This window comes from Bifidobacterium sp. UTCIF-1 (genome assembly GCF_006408915.1).
GTDB lineage: Bacteria > Actinomycetota > Actinomycetes > Actinomycetales > Bifidobacteriaceae > Bifidobacterium > Bifidobacterium reuteri.
On the sequence record NZ_JFAG01000008.1, the window covers coordinates 16,805 to 34,398 of the forward strand.

Annotated in this window: 13 protein-coding genes; 9 read left to right on the forward strand and 4 right to left on the reverse strand. The window is 61.0% G+C overall.

Annotation, left to right across the window (positions count from 1 at the left end):
- The first annotated feature begins 16 nt into the window (after window positions 1–16).
- The 6 genes from hisD (at window position 17) to priA (ending at window position 5,433) form a co-directional block, all read left to right on the forward strand.
- On the forward strand, window positions 17–1,414 hold the full coding sequence (hisD, locus tag BW09_RS04385) for a histidinol dehydrogenase (protein WP_181161784.1): 1,398 nt from the start codon (window positions 17–19) through the stop codon (window positions 1,412–1,414).
- On the forward strand, window positions 1,411–2,571 hold the full coding sequence (locus BW09_RS04390) for a histidinol-phosphate transaminase (RefSeq protein WP_140462434.1): 1,161 nt from the start codon (window positions 1,411–1,413) through the stop codon (window positions 2,569–2,571). Before hisD ends, BW09_RS04390 begins: the two co-directional genes overlap by 4 nt.
- Complete coding sequence (gene hisB, locus BW09_RS04395) at window positions 2,571–3,173, forward strand: imidazoleglycerol-phosphate dehydratase HisB (RefSeq protein ID WP_140462433.1); 603 nt, start codon at window positions 2,571–2,573, stop codon at window positions 3,171–3,173. Before BW09_RS04390 ends, hisB begins: the two co-directional genes overlap by 1 nt.
- 20 nt (window positions 3,174–3,193) lie before the next feature.
- The gene (locus tag BW09_RS04400; RefSeq protein WP_375137559.1) at window positions 3,194–3,913 is read left to right on the forward strand and encodes a hypothetical protein; all 720 of its coding nucleotides are present in this window, start codon (window positions 3,194–3,196) and stop codon (window positions 3,911–3,913) included.
- Window positions 3,914–3,952: 39 nt separating this feature from the next.
- Window positions 3,953–4,603, forward strand: a complete 651-nt coding sequence (hisH, locus tag BW09_RS04405) for an imidazole glycerol phosphate synthase subunit HisH (protein ID WP_044088755.1) — start codon at window positions 3,953–3,955, stop codon at window positions 4,601–4,603.
- Window positions 4,604–4,707: 104 nt separating this feature from the next.
- Window positions 4,708–5,433, forward strand: coding sequence for a bifunctional 1-(5-phosphoribosyl)-5-((5-phosphoribosylamino)methylideneamino)imidazole-4-carboxamide isomerase/phosphoribosylanthranilate isomerase PriA (gene priA, locus BW09_RS04410; protein WP_044088756.1), 726 nt, complete (start codon window positions 4,708–4,710; stop codon window positions 5,431–5,433).
- 62 nt (window positions 5,434–5,495) lie between these two features.
- Here the strand turns inward: priA and BW09_RS04415 are convergent, their stop codons facing one another.
- Complete coding sequence (locus BW09_RS04415; protein WP_140462432.1) at window positions 5,496–6,932, reverse strand: DUF2252 domain-containing protein; 1,437 nt, start codon at window positions 6,930–6,932, stop codon at window positions 5,496–5,498.
- Between the two features lie 113 nt (window positions 6,933–7,045).
- Between BW09_RS04415 and glnA the strand changes: the two genes are divergently transcribed.
- Complete coding sequence (gene glnA / locus BW09_RS04420) at window positions 7,046–8,383, forward strand: type I glutamate--ammonia ligase (protein ID WP_140462431.1); 1,338 nt, start codon at window positions 7,046–7,048, stop codon at window positions 8,381–8,383.
- Window positions 8,384–8,573: 190 nt separating this feature from the next.
- On the forward strand, window positions 8,574–9,791 hold the full coding sequence (locus tag BW09_RS04425) for an MFS transporter (RefSeq protein WP_140462430.1): 1,218 nt from the start codon (window positions 8,574–8,576) through the stop codon (window positions 9,789–9,791).
- Between the two features lie 44 nt (window positions 9,792–9,835).
- Here the strand turns inward: BW09_RS04425 and BW09_RS04430 are convergent, their stop codons facing one another.
- The 3 genes from BW09_RS04430 to BW09_RS04440 all read right to left on the reverse strand — a co-directional run bounded on the left by BW09_RS04430 (window position 9,836) and on the right by BW09_RS04440 (window position 15,829).
- Window positions 9,836–10,840, reverse strand: coding sequence for a hemagglutinin (locus BW09_RS04430; RefSeq protein ID WP_375137556.1), 1,005 nt, complete (start codon window positions 10,838–10,840; stop codon window positions 9,836–9,838).
- Window positions 10,841–11,046: 206 nt separating this feature from the next.
- Window positions 11,047–15,183: an ATP-dependent RNA helicase HrpA gene (gene hrpA, locus BW09_RS04435; protein WP_140464764.1), complete on the reverse strand. Its 4,137-nt coding sequence runs from the start codon at window positions 15,181–15,183 to the stop codon at window positions 11,047–11,049.
- Window positions 15,173–15,829, reverse strand: coding sequence for a class I SAM-dependent methyltransferase (locus BW09_RS04440; RefSeq protein ID WP_044088762.1), 657 nt, complete (start codon window positions 15,827–15,829; stop codon window positions 15,173–15,175). The genes hrpA and BW09_RS04440 overlap by 11 nt, the downstream gene beginning before the upstream one ends.
- A gap of 173 nt (window positions 15,830–16,002) precedes the next feature.
- Here BW09_RS04440 and hflX point away from each other — a divergent pair, with 173 nt between their 5' ends.
- Window positions 16,003–17,508, forward strand: coding sequence for a GTPase HflX (gene hflX / locus BW09_RS04445; protein WP_044088763.1), 1,506 nt, complete (start codon window positions 16,003–16,005; stop codon window positions 17,506–17,508).
- Window positions 17,509–17,594: the final 86 nt, after the last annotated feature.

The following is a 17,594-nucleotide window of genomic DNA, read 5'->3' on the forward strand; positions in this document are numbered from 1 at the left end:
GGTACGATGTGGCTTTATGAGCGAGAACATCATGCGAATCATTGACCTTCGTGGTCAGAAACTGTCCCGTGCCGAATTGCTTGCCGCGATGCCGCGCGCTGCCATGGGCACATCCGAAGCCACCGATCTGGTGCGTCCGATTCTTGACGATGTCAAGGAACGCGGCGCCGCCGCCCTGCGTGACTTCGAGGAGAAGTTCGACCATGTGCGTCCGGAGCACCTGCGCGTGCCGGCCGAGGCCATTGAAGATGCGCTCACCACGCTTGACCCCGAGGTGCGCTCCGCCATCGAGGAATCCGTGCGCCGCGCGCGTGCTGTGGCGAAGAACCAGGTTCCCAAGGACTTCTACACTGATCTGGCCGAAGGGGCCCGTGTCGCCGAGCGCTGGATTCCGATTCAGCGCGTGGGCCTGTATGTGCCCGGCGGCAAGGCCGTCTACCCGAGCTCGGTCATCATGAACGCCGTGCCGGCGCAGGCCGCCGGTGTGGAATCGCTGGCCATTGCGACTCCGCCTGCCCGAGATGACGCCGAAGGCCTGCCGAACAAGACCATTCTGGCCACCTGCGCGATTCTCGGTGTCAAGGAAGTGTATGCGGTCGGCGGTGCACAGGCCATCGCCATGTTCGCCTATGGAGCCAAGGGCAGCGAGCCGCAGGATGGCGACGTGCTGTGCGATCCGGTCGACAAGATCACCGGTCCGGGCAATATCTTCGTGGCGACCGCCAAGTCCCTGGTCTCCGCGTTCGTGGGCATTGATGCGGTCGCCGGTCCCACCGAGATCGGCATCATCGCGGACAAGGACGCCAACCCGAGCCTGGTCGCCGCCGATCTGATTGGCCAAGCCGAGCACGATGAGCTCGCCGGCTCCGTGCTGTTCACCGACTCCGAGGATTTCGCAGAGAAGGTGCAGGAGAACCTCAACTACCGCGTGCCGAAGACCGAGCACGCCGAACGCGTCCACACCTCGTTGTCCGGCACGCAGTCCGCCATCGTGCTTACCGACGGCCTCGACCAGTCCATCGATGCGGCCAACGCCTACGCAGCCGAGCATCTTGAGATTCAGACCAAGGACGCCGATGCGGTTGTCAAGCGCATCAAGAACGCCGGAGCCATCTTCCGTGGCCCGTATTCCCCGGTGCCGCTGGGCGACTACATGTCCGGTTCCAACCACGTGCTGCCCACCGGCGGCACCGCCCGCTTCGCCGCTGGACTTGGTGTGCACACCTTCATGAAGCCGGTCGAAGTCATCGAATACGACGAGGAAGGCCTCAAGGCACTGGCGGCCCGCATCAACGCGTTCGCCGTCTCCGAAGACCTGCCCGCCCACGGTGAGTGCGTGCTGAGCCGTTTCGTCAAGGACCCGTATGACAAGGCGACCCTGCGTGAGCAGGAGCAGGAGGCTGGTCTGCTGTGAGCGCTATTCCTTCGAACCTCCCACTGCGCAACGATCTGATCGGTGAAGAGCCCTACGGCGCTCCGCAGTTGGATGTTCCAGTATGCCTGAACGTCAATGAAAACCCGTATGCTCCCGATCCGGCCGTCTGCGACACCATCGCTAGGCGCGTGCGCGAAATCGCACCCACGCTGAACCGTTACCCCGACCGCGAGCATATCGAGCTTCGCCAGGCGTTCAGCGATTATCTGGCCCGCGAATCCGGCACCCGACTGGACGTGGACGAGTTGTGGGGCGCCAACGGCTCCAACGAGATCATGCTTCAGCTCTTCCAGGCCTTCGGCGGCCCAGGCCGAACGGCATTGGGCGCAGACCCCACGTACTCCATGTATCCGGAGTACGCGCGCGACACCTTCACCGGGTGGAAGCTGGCACATCGCAATCCCGACTTCACACTGAACGTGGACAAGGTCATCGAAGCCATCGCCGAGGTCAAGCCATCCATGGTGCTGCTGACCAGCCCGAACAACCCGACCGGCACCCCGCTGCCGATGGAGGACATCGAGCGCATCCTCACCGCCTGCGAAACCGCGGAAGTGGCCGGCGCAGGCGAAGGCGTGCATCCTATTCTCGTCATTGACGAAGCCTACGTGGAATTCCGCAAGCCCGGAACCCCCAGCGCCGTAAGCCTGATCAAGGATCATCCGAATCTGGCGGTCAGCCGAACGATGAGCAAGGCATTCGCCTTCGCCGGCGCCCGCGTCGGCTATCTGGCCGCGAACAAGGGCATCATCGACTGCGTGCGTATCGTGCGCATGCCCTACCATCTGTCCGCCGTGACCCAGGCTGCCGCGCTCGCCGCATTCGAACACACCGACGAGCAGTTGAGCCGTGTGGAACATCTGCGTGAAACACGCGAAGCCACCGCCGCCTGGCTCAAGCAGCAGACCTATAAGGGCCAGCCGCTCGAAGTGGCGGAATCCGGATCGAACTTCCTGCTGTTCGGCGGTCACTTCGACCGTCGCGACGACATCTTCGACGAACTGCTGAAGCGCGGCGTACTGATCCGCGTGGTCGGTCCGGACGGATGGCTGCGTGTATGCATGGGCACCGATGAGGAAATGGAAACCTTCCGTACCGCCCTTGCCGAAGTGCTGCATATTGTGGAGGAGAGCTGATGGCAAGAACCGCGCACATCGTTCGCGAAACCAGTGAATCGCATATCGACTTGGAGCTGGACCTCGACGGTACCGGTCAGACCGACATCGATACGTCGGTGCCGTTCTACAACCATATGATGAACGCGCTGGGCAAGCATTCGCTCATCGATTTGAAGATTCACGCCCACGGAGACACCGACATCGACGTACACCACACGGTGGAGGACACGGCCATCGTCTTCGGTGAAGCGCTGAAGCAGGCTTTGGGCGACAAGCGCGGCATCCGGCGCTTCGCCGATGCCACCGTGCCGCTGGATGAAGCGTTGGCCAAGGCCGTGGTCGACATCTCCGGACGCCCGTACTGCGTATGCAGCGGCGAGCCCGAAGGTTTCGAATACTGCATGATGGGCGGGCATTTCACTGGATCGCTTGTCCGTCATGTCATGGAATCAATCGCATTGCATGCAGGCATCTGCCTGCATATGCAGGTGCTCGCCGGCCGCGATCCGCACCACATCGCTGAAGCCGAGTTCAAGGCCTTGGCCAGGGCGCTGCGATTCGCGATCGAGCCCGATCCGCGCATCGAAGGCCTAATTCCCAGCACCAAGGGGGCTCTGTGATGGCAGACGATACCAAGGGAATCGATCCCGATGGCATCGACCCGGATGACGCCCATTTCTCTGATGAGGAACTCGAGGCGGCACTGGCCGGGTTCGAAAAGGAATTCTCGGATGACGCCGCCTCAGATGGCAAGTCTTCCGATCAGGATGGTGCCAGCTCCGACTCCAGCGTCGACTCCAGTACGGATGATGTCGCCAATGCCGTAAACGAAGCCATGGCTGATGTCGTGGACCCGTCTGTGGGATTCGACAATGAACTCGCCGGCCTGTTGGGCAACAAGGCGAAGATTGCGCTGATCGTCACCCGAGTCGCCTCCGCCGAACTGCTGGCGGCATTCTGCCAGTTGTCCGATATCTCCGCGGAATGCATCGGATCCAATCAGGGTGCGGTCGCCGTGCTGAAGAACCTTGACGGAGACGGACCCGAAGCCGCGGCCAAAGACCTGACCACCGTGGTCTCCGGCATGGCTGTGGTGCTTGCAGTCAACCGTGCGGACAAACTCGAGGCCACCATGTACATGCAGGGAGATGCCGGTCAGACGTTTGCGCCACCAGTGCTCTTCAACTCCACTCCACGCTTCGTGGAGGATCTGATGCTCGGTATCGTGACGCTGGTGCAACTGAAGAGCCAGGGTTTTGAAGTGGTGAATTCCGCTGACCTCAATCATGATCAGGCCATGGATATACTCGCCAGACATACCAGGCAAGGCCGTGCCGGGCGTGGATCCCGCATCGAATAACATCACAGTCGCCCGTATCCGGGCAAGTAGGAGAGACGTATGACCAAGAAAGCAGTCGTATTCGACTACGGGTTCGGCAATGTACGTTCCATGGTGCGCGCGCTGGCAAACCTCGGCGTGGACACTACGCTGACATCCGACTATCGGCAGGCCTTGGAGGCCGATGGACTTGTGGTGCCCGGAGTAGGCGCATTCGCCGCATGCATGGCAGGTCTGAAGCATGTCGATGGCGACCGGGTGATCTATGACCGTATCCGTGCCGGCCGTCCTGTGCTCGGCGTGTGCGTGGGCGAGCAGATCATGTTCGAGCATGGCACCGAACACGGCGAGCAGGCCGACGGCATCGGTCTGATTGGCGGTTCGGTCGATCCGCTGGACGCCGACGTGGTGCCGCACATGGGCTGGGACACCATCGACGCCGCCGAAGGTTCCGTGCTGCTCAAAGGAGTGGAGCATGCGCGCTTCTACTTCGTGCATTCATATGCCGCGATGGACGTGCATCCGGCGGACACATCCCGCTTCTCCATCGATCTGAGCGGTGAGCGCGAGCAGGTGAGCTGGTGCCGGTACGACCGCTCCAGATTCGTGGCAGCATACGAGCGCGGTCCGCTGTCTGCCACCCAGTTCCACCCGGAGAAATCCGGTGACGCCGGTGCCCAGTTGCTGAAGAACTGGATCGCGACGCTGTGAACCGAAGCGCGGCGGATTGCGCGGCGGATTGTGGCGCTGCTTGTGATACTGCGAGCAATGATTCTGGTCGGGCGATACCCGAACACGTTGGAAAGGTGATTGATATGTCGTTGACTTTGCTTCCCGCCGTCGATGTACGTGACGGCAAGGCCGTGCGCCTGCGTCAAGGCGAATCCGGCTCGGAAACCGATTACGGCTCCCCGTTCGAAGCCGCAAGCACTTGGGTCGAGGCCGGTGCCGAATGGATTCATCTGGTCGATCTGGATGCCGCATTCGGCACAGGTAACAATCGCGACCAGCTGCGCCAGATCGTCCACGAACTCGGCGACAAGGTGAACATCGAACTCTCCGGCGGTGTACGCGATGACGATTCGCTTGACGCGGCCCTGGAGGCCGGCGCCGCTCGCGTGAACATCGGTACCGCTGCTCTGGAGAATCCGGATTGGACTGCTTCGGTGATCAGGAAGTACGGCGATCGCGTGGCAGTGGGCCTCGATGTGCGTGGACACACGCTGGCGGCCCGCGGTTGGACCCGTGAGGGCGGTGACCTGTTCGAGACCATGAAGTTCCTCGACTCGGTGGGATGCTCGCGTTATGTGGTCACCGACGTGGCCAAGGACGGCATGATGTCCGGGCCGAACATCGAACTGCTGCGCGAGGTGGCCGAACGCACAGACGCCAAGGTCACCGCCTCCGGCGGCATCTCCAAGCTGGATGATCTGCGCGCCATCAAGACCTTGTCCGATTTGGGTGTGGATGCGGCGATTCTAGGCAAGTCTCTCTACGCCAAGGCGTTCACCCTCGAAGAGGCGCTTCAGGTCGCGAAGTAAGCGGAATGTGTTGTGGGCTCCCTGAGGAGGGAACCCACAACGCCTGGCGGTTTGCGCCAGATTTATGCGCAGGGCAGTTCACCGGATTCGATGAGTTTCATGAACAGTGCATAGTCCTCGTCGTTCTGCTCGGCGTAGCTCACAGAGAACGATGCCAGGGCCTGATCGAACTCATCGGTGCCGCCCATGTAATTGGCGATGGCGATCGAATCCCCGGTGCGGGCATGAGCATGAGCCAGCGACCATGCACACATGCGGGCCAGATCGATCAAGTCGGCGGCATTGAGGCTGTCGATGTCGATGGACCCCTTGCCGTTCCACAGCTGACGCACATAGTAATCACGCTTGCGGCCGTCCTCGGCCATGAAACTCGACCATCCCAGCAGCACATCGGCGGTGTTCTGGATGAGCTTCTGTCCCTGGACCACACGCTCCCCATGCGTGGGGTAGGGGGAAGCGCCGCAATAATGCTCCAGCACGGAGTACGTGGCCTCCTTCATCTGGATCATCATCGGGTCATCGATGTCACGTGCGATCCACACCGAGGTCCATGCGCGCTGACCCACCGAACCGACGCCCACCACCTTGCGTGCGGCATCCTGATAGCGCAGATGGTCGAATACCATGCGTCGATCGTCATACAACGAATGGCGATAGCTTTCGAACAGCGTATCGATACGTGCCTGCAGCGTCTCCGGGTCGGCATATTCGGACAGCTCATTGATGGGAACCAGTTCCGGCGGATTCGATTTGAACCGCAGCTTGCCACCCTCATAATGGCACAGCTTGGCCGCGGCGGCGTCATTGTCCTTGAGCAGCGCCTTCATCGCCGTATCGCGCAGCATGGGATTGCGTCTGCCGCTTTCGGACTCGAAACGGTCCAGCGTCTCTTCCACGTCCAGATGCTCATACCAGGCGTCCAGATAATCCATCTCGGAAAACCATTTCATGCGCTCGCGATACGTGCGTACGCATTGCAGCACCGCGTCACGCCTGTCTTTTGGCCTGATTTTGTTCGCGCGGCCGCAGATCTCCACGGACACGGCCAACCGTTTCAGATCCCATTCCCAAGGACCGACCGCGGTTTCGTCGAAGTCGTTGATATCGAACACCAGTCGGGCCGAAGGGGAGCGGAAGATGCCGAAATTGCCGATATGCGCATCGCCGACGCATTGCACCGGAATGCCTGTGACCGGCGTGGAAGCCAGATCATTGGTCATGATGAGCACGGTGCCCCGGTAGAAGGTGAATGGGCTGACGCTCATGCGCTTGTACCTCAAGGGAATAAGCTCCGGCACGCGAATCGCCGATTGCTCTTCAAGCAACGCGATCGCCTCTCGGCGTCCCTCGCGCACCTGCCAGATGGCATGCGACTCCAAAGGCGCTTTCGCGCGTGCGGCGATGCCCGCGCGAGAACGGTCCTTCGGCTGGACCGCTTGCTTCCAGCTGGTCACATCGATGGACGGATTGGAGGATGGTGTCAGATGGTCTTCGCTCATAACCTACAACTGTAATGCCGAACCGGGTGTGCCGGAACATGGGTGCGGGCCTTTGAGACATCTGCCGGGATGTTAACGGCGCTCGTAACACGGGTATGGAACACTTGGCCGTTATGGATAAACAGCAGGAGTTTGCACTGCGCACCGTCGAGGAACGTGACGTGCGTTTTATTCGTCTGTGGTTCACGGATGTGTTGGGGACCTTGAAATCAGTGGCCATCGCTCCGGCCGAGTTGGAAGCCGCATTCGAAGAGGGACTCGGATTCGACGGTTCCGCAATCGAGGGCATGACCAGGGTCTCCGAGGACGACATGATCGTTCATCCTGATCCCTCGACGTTCCAGATCCTGCCTTGGCGCGGCGGTCCTCAGGGCACGGCGCGCATGTTCTGCGATATCCTCACCCCGGACGGCGAACCGTCGCTGGGGGACCCGCGTCATGTGCTCAAGCGCGCGCTTGCCAAGGCTAAGGACAAGGGTTTCACGTTCTACGTGCATCCGGAAATCGAGTTTTACCTCTTCGAAAGCCAGGACGATTGGTCCAAGGCGCCGACGCCTATCGATGAAGGCGGTTATTTCGATCACGTGCCGCGCAGCCCAGGCATGGACTTCCGCCGCGCCACCGTGAACATGCTTGAGCAGATGGGCATCTCGGTGGAATACTCGCATCACGAGGCCGGTCCCGGTCAGAACGAAATCGATCTGCGGTACGCCGATGCATTGACCACGGCGGACAACATCATGACCTTCCGTACGGTGGTCAAGGAGATTTCTCTGGAGCGTGGCATCCACGCCAGCTTCATGCCCAAGCCGCTGGCCGATGCGCCTGGCTCCGGCATGCACACCCACCTGAGCCTGTTCGAGGGCGATTCCAACGCCTTCTACGAGGCCGGTCAGGAATTCAACATGTCGCTGACCGCCCGCCAGTTCGCCGCCGGCATTCTCTATCATGCGGCGGAGATCTGTGCGGTGACCGACCAGTACGTCAACTCGTACAAGCGTCTGTGGGGTGGCAACGAGGCTCCGAGCTACATATGCTGGGGTCATAACAACCGCTCCGCCCTGCTGCGCATCCCGCAATACAAGCCAGGCAAGGGCAACTCGGCTCGCATGGAATTCCGCGCACTCGATCCGGTCGCCAACCCGTATCTGGCCTACTCGGTGCTGTTGGCAGCCGGCCTTGACGGCATCGAAAAGCAGATGCAGCTCGGCGAACCCACCAGCGATGATGTCTGGGAGCTCACCGATGGCGAGCGCCAGGCCATGGGCATCCAGCCGTTGCCGCGCTCACTGGACGAAGCGTTGAAGATCATGCAGAAGTCCGATTTCGTGGCTGATGTGCTTGGTGAGCACGCCTTCGGCTACTTCCTGGACAACAAGCATCAGGAGTGGGAAGAATACAACCAGCAGGTCACACCATACGAGCTGAAGAAATACCTGCCGAAGCTGTAACCGTAAGCATTCTGCACTTTCCCACCCCGTCGATGGTTGGTCTATCGGCGGGGTTTTCCGTGGCATGTCGCAAGAGTTGTGACGGGCAGAGGTGGGAATACTGTTATCGTTGAGCCGATATGAAAAACGATTGACGTAACTGCCGCATCGGTTTGTGACACTGGGAACAAAAGTATTCGAGAGAGCATCTATGGCGAACGCACCTGCAAGCACCGCGCGCACCGACCGCTTCTTCACCCTGCCGGTCGTCATTCTGATTTTCGCCAGTTTCATGCTGGGCATGAGCGAATTCGTGGTCGTGGGCATTCTGCCGGACATCGCAACCGGTTTGAAGGTTTCGGAAGTGACCGTCGGCAATCTGGTGGCCATTTTCGCGTTCATGTACGCGCCTTGCACGCCGCTGGGCTCAGCCATTTCCGGTCGTTTTCCCCGATTCGCCACGTATTTGACGCTGATGGGCGTCTTCCTGGCGGGCAATGTTTTGTGCGCTTTCGCGCCGAACTATCCGGTGCTGTTGGCGGCCCGCTTGCTGATCGCATCGGTGTCCGGCACATTGGTGGCCATTGCCATGACGTTCGCCCCCGATGTGACGCAGGAGCATTACAGGACCAAGTTCATCGCGTGGGTGTTCTCAGGTTTCTCCATCGCCTCTGTGGTGGGTGTGCCGATCGGCACATACATCGCCAATACCTTTGGCTGGCGCGTCACGTTCTATCTGATCTCGGCATTGACTGTGGCGCTGATGGTGCTGATGTTCACCGTGCTGCCGCGCAACAGCCATATCGTCAAAGTCGGGTTCCTATCCCAGTTCCGCCTGTTCTTCGATCGGCGCATCCATCTGGGCGTGCTCATCGTGGTGTGCGGCGCGGGCTCCAGCTACGTGTTCTATACGTATCTGACGCCGATTCTGCGCGATGAGGTCCATCTGCCCGGGCGATACGTGAGCCTTGGCCTGGTGGTCTATGGCGTGGCCTGTCTGTGGAGCAACCTGTATGCAGGCAAACTTGCTGAGCATGGCAGGGGAGTGGAGCCATTGTTTCATCTGCGCTGGGTGTTCCTGGCTCATGCCGCGCTGCTGTGTTCGCTGGCTGTCGCCCATTGGCTGTCCTGGTATGGGGCGATCGCGTTGATTCTGCTCGGCATGTTCATGTATCTGTTCAATGCATCATCGCAGGTGCTGTACATGGATGTGGCTGCCCAATCCCATCCCGGTTCGATGAACCTCGCCGCGTCGCTCAATTCCATGTCCTTCAACATCGGCATCGCAATAGGCTCCGCCGTGGGTGGTGTCGTCAATGATCACCTTGGACTGACCTGGCTTGGCCCGGTTGGCGCTATGTTCGCGTTGCTGGCCATGGTGATGTCGATGATGCTCGGGACGTACATCGGCAAGCGCGTCGAACGGTGAACGCACCCCGCCAACGTACCCCGCACCCTGCCCCGGGGATGCGTTCAGGAGCGGGGCGAGCCGAACCAGCTTTCATAGATGATGGAGAAGTTGCGGTTGCCGTAGCTTGAGCATGAGTCGCCCTCGCCCACACCGGCGGCCAGCGCCGCCTCGTTGGGTTGGTACGGCGTATAGATATAGAGCAATGCGGTCGCCTTGTTCCTGATGTATACATCCGTGCCGCCGCAGGAGGCGTTCGGATGATACTGCACGTAGTTCAGTGCATTGGCATGGTATCCGTATCGATCCTCGTGCGCAGTGTAATACTGGTAGCGCTTGGCTGAGCCGAACACCTGCTTGAAGAAACCGGCGTATTGCGGGTCGCAGTTGGCGTCATCCGGACAGCTCAAGCCCATGGCGGCCTTGTATTGGAAATCGGTGATGGTGGTGGCGGTGACCAGGTGCTGTTCCTTTTGCAGGACGGTGAGCAGCACCTTCTGGCTGATGCCGCATGCCTTGGCCGATTTGGTGATGATGGCTGCAGCTGTCTCACCCTTCGCGCCCTTGTAGGCGTCGCAGTATTCGTCGGCTGGCTCGTCGGTGGTGTCGAAGGTCTTCGATTTGAGACATTCTGCACCGGAACAGGCGGCACCCTGCTCGTCGAGGAACGATTGCACTTCGGATTCGCTCATTGCGTTGCCGTTGAAGAACTGCCCATCCGAGATGATGTCTCCGGGATCGAAGTCATATTCCTGTGTGAGTTGCAGCTGGCGGGTTTCGGCTTCCTTGACGTCGATGCGCCACTCGGCGAAGCGCACGGTGACCAACGCCAAAGCCATGGCGCAGATGATGACGACCGTGGTGACGAATACCGCTTTGACCTTCTGCCACGGGCCGGCATGCTTCCACCACTGCAGCGGATTGCGGACACCGCGGTTCTGGGACCTGGCGCTCGCCGGTCTGCGGCTGCGCGCCTTCTTGCCTTGCGCACTGGCACTTTTGCCGCTGCTGGGCTTGCCGCCACGACTGGGCTTGCGGGTGTTGCTGTTCGATTGCTTCGCTTGTGTCATCGCCCGTTATTGTAATAGCCGCAGATAGGAGCCCATTACGCTCGCGGTGAATCCACGGGCTTCCCGCAGAAAGCACCGGTGGCACGGATCTGGTGGGTCTGGAGGGTCGGGCTGGTCTGACATGCGTATCACGGACCGTAGGCTTGGCCGAACGGCCTTGAGTGTGTCGAGATGCGTATGCCAGACCCACCAATGTCAGTCGGCAATCACGTCAGAGCCTTCTTGATGCGGTTCAGCGACGCCGGTCCGTTGGTGCCGAGCTCTTGGGCCCATAGGCTCACATAGAACTCCTCCAGCATCCATCTGGCCTGCTCCGCCTGTTTCATCAACGCTTCATGCTTCGGCCCGGCAGGTTCCGCCTTGGCATGAGCCATCGCCTTGTCCACCAGCTGTTTGGCCTCATCGGCCTGCCACGCCCATTTCACATCACGGTTCTTGTCGGTTTTCGCCTTGGCGAGACGCATCACATCGGCTTTGAGATAGCGGGACAGTGATCTGAGCGCCTGCGGGGGCGTGCGCCCGATGAAACCGGGGTAGACCAGTGTGACGATATGCTCGCGAATCGACTGCAATACCGAAAGCAGAGGAAGGTCGGCTTTGCCGGATGTCGCCTTGTCCACCTCGGCATACGCCTTGATGATGCCGATCACATCATGGGCCACCTGATAGACGGTATCCTCGTACACCTCGCGCACGTCAAGCACGGCGTTCGCCAACGCCTCATCATCCTTCAGCGTGTCCACATTCGGCAGAAGACGTTTGACCGCTGCAAGCTGCAGATCCTCCACAAGCGCCTTGGTGGACTTGTACGGTGCCGCCGCCAACATCAGCGCCTCTGCGCCCAGCCACCTGCTGGACACACGTTCGTCCGGCAGGTGGAGCGCGTCCAGCGCACCATGCCAGAGCATGGTGGCGCGCGATTCGGTAGTGGCCCCCGCCTTATGCAGCAGATTCGCCTGGCTCACCAGATTGCCTTGCTTCGCCGCCTGATCAGCCTGTTTCCGCACCATCTGGCGGGCCTGCGCCTGCGCCTGCGCTGCGTACTTGCGTTGCAGGGCGACAAGGTCCTTCGATGTCTCCAACACCTTGACGGCACCATGGCCACGACGTCGGCCGCGAGGCGAACCGCTTGGCGGCATCTGCTGCTCCACCGAAAACGTGACCTTCAGATACGGCTGAAGCCTGTCCATAAGTTCCGGGCCGAGCACTTCGGGGTGAATCTGCGCCCCAACGGTGGCGATGGCCGCCTTGGTGAATACATGGGCCAGGTCAGGCCAGCCTACGGTCTCGCCGTCCTCGTTCACCGGAGCGGGATTCGGTTTCTGCTGCGAGCCCGATCCAGGCAGATCGGGATAATGCTCGTCAATCCACGTGCGGATAGCACGGGCCGCATCCGGAGCGGGGACGAATTGCACACGCAGCTGTTTGGGCAGCGCCTTGATCATCGCCAGAATCAACTCGTCCAGCAGACCGGGAACATTCCAGGTGAACTGGTCGGGCGCAATACGGGAAAGCGCCTTCAACGGCACATGCACGGTCACGCCATCGAGCGGATTGCCCGGTTCGTACACGTAGCTCAGCCGCAAGTCGATGGGCTGGCCGTCCGTGCCGACCGTATGCCAATGATCCGGGTAATCGTTCAGGCTCACCGATTCGCTGGACGCCAAGCGATCCACTTTGGATGGGTCGAACGTCAGGAGATCGGGCCGCCGGTCATGCTCGTTCTTCCACCATTTCGCCAGATCCGCCACCGATGTGACGTCTGTGGGGATCACGGCATTGTAGAAATCGAACAGATCCTCGTCCGAGACGGTGTCCGCCAGTTGGCGTGTTCGGCTGGCGTCCTCGGCGGCATCCTCGAGAATGTCGCGGTTGGCGCCGACGAAATCGTCATAGCTGAACCGCTGCTGGATATCGCCTTCCACCAGTCCCTGACGCAGCAGGAAGTCGCGGGCCTCCAACGGGTTGATGCCGCCCCATTGCACAGTGCGGTCCTGCACGATCGGCAAACCGTACAGCAGCACGCGCGCGGTGGCCACGGCCGAGCCGCGCGAACCGGACCAATGCGGTTCCGCATACGTGGTGCGCGTCAATTGTCCGGCCAACGGTTCCGCCCATGCCGGATCGATCGCCGCCGAATACCGTGCCCACAGGCGTGAGGTCTCCACCAATTCCGTGCTCATCACCCACGAAGGGGTTTTCTTGGCCACGGCGGAAGCGGGGAACAGGGCGAAACGGGTGCCGCGAGCACCCTGATAGTCGTTCTTCGATTGTTTCTGGGCGCGTTTCATCGCACGGGCCCGGGCTGCGCCGGTGAGTCCCGCGAAATCGGAGGCCTTGGGCTCGCGCACGACCTGCATGCCCATCATGGACAATAGCCCGGCGAGCATCGACTTGTGGATGCCGTCCGCATCCCACGCGCAGCACATCGAATGTGCGGGTTGCTGATTCAGCGGCAGCTGGCGCACCTCCAAGCCGGGGCGCGTGGAGGGGAGCGGGTCACCGACCTTGAACTTCAGCTCTTTGCACAGCTGCCTCAGCTGCGATACCAGATCCTTCCACTGGCGCATCCTGAGCCAGCTGAAATACTCGGTCTTGCAGATGCGGCGCAGGGCGTTATTGCTCGGATCGCCATCGGCCTGGAACACCCGATCCCAGATATTGAGCGCGGTCAGGAAGTCCGACGTCTCATCCGCATACCGGTTATGGATGCGGTCGGCTTCCTCTCGCTTGTCGTCCGGGCGTTCGCGGGGATCCTGCAGGCTCAGGAAGGAGACCACCACCAGTACTTGGGCCAGCAGATTCGGAGAGCCGGATTTCGCCGCTTCGATCACCATGCGTCCAAGACGGACATCGATCGGGATGCGGGCCAGCTGCCGGCCGATATGCGTCAACGTCACTTCGCCGCGCTTGCGTCCGATCGCCTTGAGCTCGGTGAGCTCATTGAAACCGTCGGACACGGCTTTCATATCCGGCGGATCGATGAAGCCGAAGTGCGTGACATCCTCGGCCGTGCGCGCAACGCCCACCGACAGCATGTGCAGCACGACGGCACCCAGCGAGGTCCTCAGGATCTCGGGTTCGGTGAACTGCGGACGGGTCTCGTAATCCTCGCGCGAATACAGGCGGATCGCAATGCCGTCCGCGACACGGCCGCATCGGCCGCTTCTCTGGTCGGCGCTGGCTTGGCTGATCGGCTCGATCGGCAGTCGCTGCACCTTGGCCGTCTTGGAGTACCGTGAGATGCGGGCGGTGCCCGGATCGACCACATAACGGATGCCCGGCACGGTCAGCGAGGTCTCCGCGACATTGGTGGCGATGACGATGCGCTGATGGGTGTGCGGCTCGAATACCTTATGCTGATCCGAGGAGGACAGGCGCGCAAACAACGGCATGATCTCAATGGCGTCGGGCCGGCGCATGTCGTCCGCGCGCGGACCGTAATGATGGCGCAATGCCGTCTCGAACTCGTGGATGTCGCGCTCTCCGGAAGCGAAAACGAGAATGTCACGCGGGCCTCGCTCGTGGGAGGAGTGGATCACCAGTTCGGCGCAGGCGCGAGCCACTGCCGTCGGCATGTCGGTGATGCCGTCATCAGCATAGTCGTCCGAACGACGTGAACGGGGCAGATCGGCGTCGGATTGCGCGATTGCGTTCGCCAGCTCCTCATAATCGGCGTCTCCAGGGCGGGCTCCCGTGGCGAACCCCGGCACTTCGCGCATCAGCGCCGGCGCAGTACCCAGCGGCTCATAGACCACTTGCACAGGGAACGTTCGCCCTGACACCTCGATGACCGGCACCTTCTCATGCAGGGCATGGGCGAAATGCTCCTGGAACTTCACCGAATCGATGGTGGCGGAGGTGATGATCAGCTTCAGATCGCGGCGGCGCGGCAGCAGTGCGGTCAGATAGCCGAGCAGAAAATCGATGTTGAGGCTACGCTCATGGGCTTCGTCGATGATGATGGTGTCGTACTTGGACAGGTTCGGGTCACGCTGGATCTGTGCGAGCAGGATGCCGTCCGTGACTACGCGCAGACGGGTGTTCGGAGAGCTCTCATCCGTGAAACGGACCTGATAGCCGACCTCATCACCCAATCGCACACCCAGTTCGGACGCGATACGCTCGGCTACCGTGCGTGCCGCGATACGGCGAGGCTGGGTGTGCACGATCTGCCGGCCATGGGTGCCACGGCCCAGTTCGAGCAGGATCTTCGGCAGCTGCGTGGTCTTGCCTGAACCGGTCTGGCCGGAGATGATGACGACTTGTGCATGCTGAACCGCGTGCGCGATTTCTTCACGGGCGGCGGAAACGGGAAGTTCGGCGGGATACTCAAATTTCATGACGGACTTCAATAATACGGAAGCCCTTGGAGCTTGCGTATTTGCGCACCGAGAACGCTGCGCCCAGCGCCTCATCCAGCCAGGGGATCAACGAATCGGAACCGAGATTGCGCTGCACCACCAGATAGGCGGCTGCGCCCGGCTTGAGCCGCGGCAGCCAGGCCATGAGCAGCGTGTGCAGGGCCTCTTTGCCGATGCGGATCGGAGGATTCGACCAGATCGCATCGAACTGCAGCTCCTGTGGCAATGCTACTGCGTCTTTTGGTTGCTGCGCCGCCGGCAATGGTGTGCTTGAATCGTCCACCTGCGAGATGCTGATGTTGGTGCAGCCATTCGCCTCGCTGTTCACGCGCGTCAGGTCCAGGGCGCGTTCGTTGACATCCACGGCCCAGACATGTGCATCGGGGGAGTCGAAAGCCATGGCGAGGGCAATCGGCCCCCATCCACAGCCCAGATCCAGAAATTCGCCTTCGAGCGGCAGGTCAGGGGCCTGACGGAGCAGCACGGATGTGCCAAGATCGACACGTGAGTTGGAGAACACGCCGTTGGACACCTGCACCTTCGCCTCATGGCCACGCAGGGTGACGTTCATCGTCTTGCGCGCATCCTTGGATTGCGGCTCGGAAGCGAAATACTGTTCTGCCATTGCATCGACTCCATTTCCACGCGGTCTGCGCATCGGTTATCGCCGTGCTCGCACGGCTCATACACATATTGACGGGCTCTGTGGCCATTGTGACACGTTTCGGGCATGTCAGCTCGTCTGATGATAATAAGGAGCCATAGAAGAATCGTGAACCCGGGATTTGAGAGGCGCCCTTGAGCGAACACAACCAGTACACCGACATCGACCATGGCAGTTCCAGCATCACTTCGCAAGGAGTCCTTTCCGCCCAGTCGGATGTGCTGCTCGACACCACGCAGCAACCATCAGGATGGCATGAGGACGCCAATCAGGAATGGGAGGAGCGCGAGGCTCGCAACGAACTCAAGCATGTGGCGGGTCTTGGCGAACTGGAGGACGTCACTGAAGTCGAGTACCGCAAGGTGCGGCTCGAACGCGTGGTGCTGGTCGGCGTCTGGTCGAGTGCGGTTACGACGCAGACCAAGGCCGAGGAATCGTTGAGGGAGCTGGCCGCGCTCGCCGAAACCGCGGGTGCCGTGGTGTGCGATGGTCTGTTGCAGCATCGGTTGAAGCCGGATGCCGCCACGTATGTCGGCTCGGGAAAGGCTCGTGAGATCGCCGATATCGTGGCGCGCGAGGAGGCGGATACCATCATCGTGGATGATGATCTCGCCCCTTCTCAGCGTCGTGCGCTGGAGGATGCCGCCAAAGTCAAAGTGGTGGATCGCACCGCGGTGATCCTCGATATCTTCGCACAGCATGCCACTTCTCGCGAAGGCAAGGCGCAGGTGGAGCTGGCCCAACTGGAGTATATGCTGCCGCGACTGCGTGGCTGGGGTGGCTCCCTGTCCCGTCAGGCCGGAGGCCGTGCAGCAGGCGCGGATGCGGGTATCGGATCCCGTGGCCCTGGCGAGACCAAGATCGAGATGGACCGTCGTGTGATCCGCACCCGCATCGCGCGGCTGCGTCGCCAGATACGCGACATGGCGCCGGCGCGTGAGATCAAACGCGGATCCCGCAGGCGCTATGGGCTGCCGACGGTGGCGGTGGTCGGATACACCAATGCCGGCAAATCGTCGTTGACCAATCGGCTGACCGGCTCGACAGAGCTGGTGGAGAACGCGCTGTTCGCCACGCTGGATACTGCGGTCCGTCGTGCGAAGACCCATGATGGACGGCTGTATGCCTATGTGGACACAGTGGGTTTTGTGCGCAGGCTGCCGACCCAGCTGGTGGAGGCCTTCAAATCGACGCTGGAGGAGGTGGCGGAGTCCGACGTGATTGTGCACGTGGTGGATGGTTCTCATCCGGACCCCTTCTCGCAGATCGATGCGGTCAATGCCGTCCTGGCGGATATCGAGGGCACGGCATCCATTCCGCGCATCGTGGTGTTCAACAAGGCCGATCAGGTCGATGCCGTCACTCGGGAGCGGTTGATGGCGTTGCAGCCTGATGCGTATATCGTTTCCGCATATAGCGGCGAGGGTGTGGATGGATTGCGTGCCGCCGTGGAGGCGTTGCTTCCGGTGCCGCATGTGCACGTCAATGCCGTGCTGCCCTACAGCGCTGGCTCGTTGCTGTCCCGCGTGCGCGAATACGGCAAGGTAGGCAAGGTGGAATACCGTGATGACGGCGTATTGCTGGAAGCGGACGTCGACTCCCACCTTGCTGCACGGGTCATTGATGCGTCAATCGATTAACGTGAGCAACATCACAGATGTATTGTGAGCGCTAACAACACTTGCGAATGCTGGGATTGTCTGTTGATTCGGCGGTTTCATGGGAG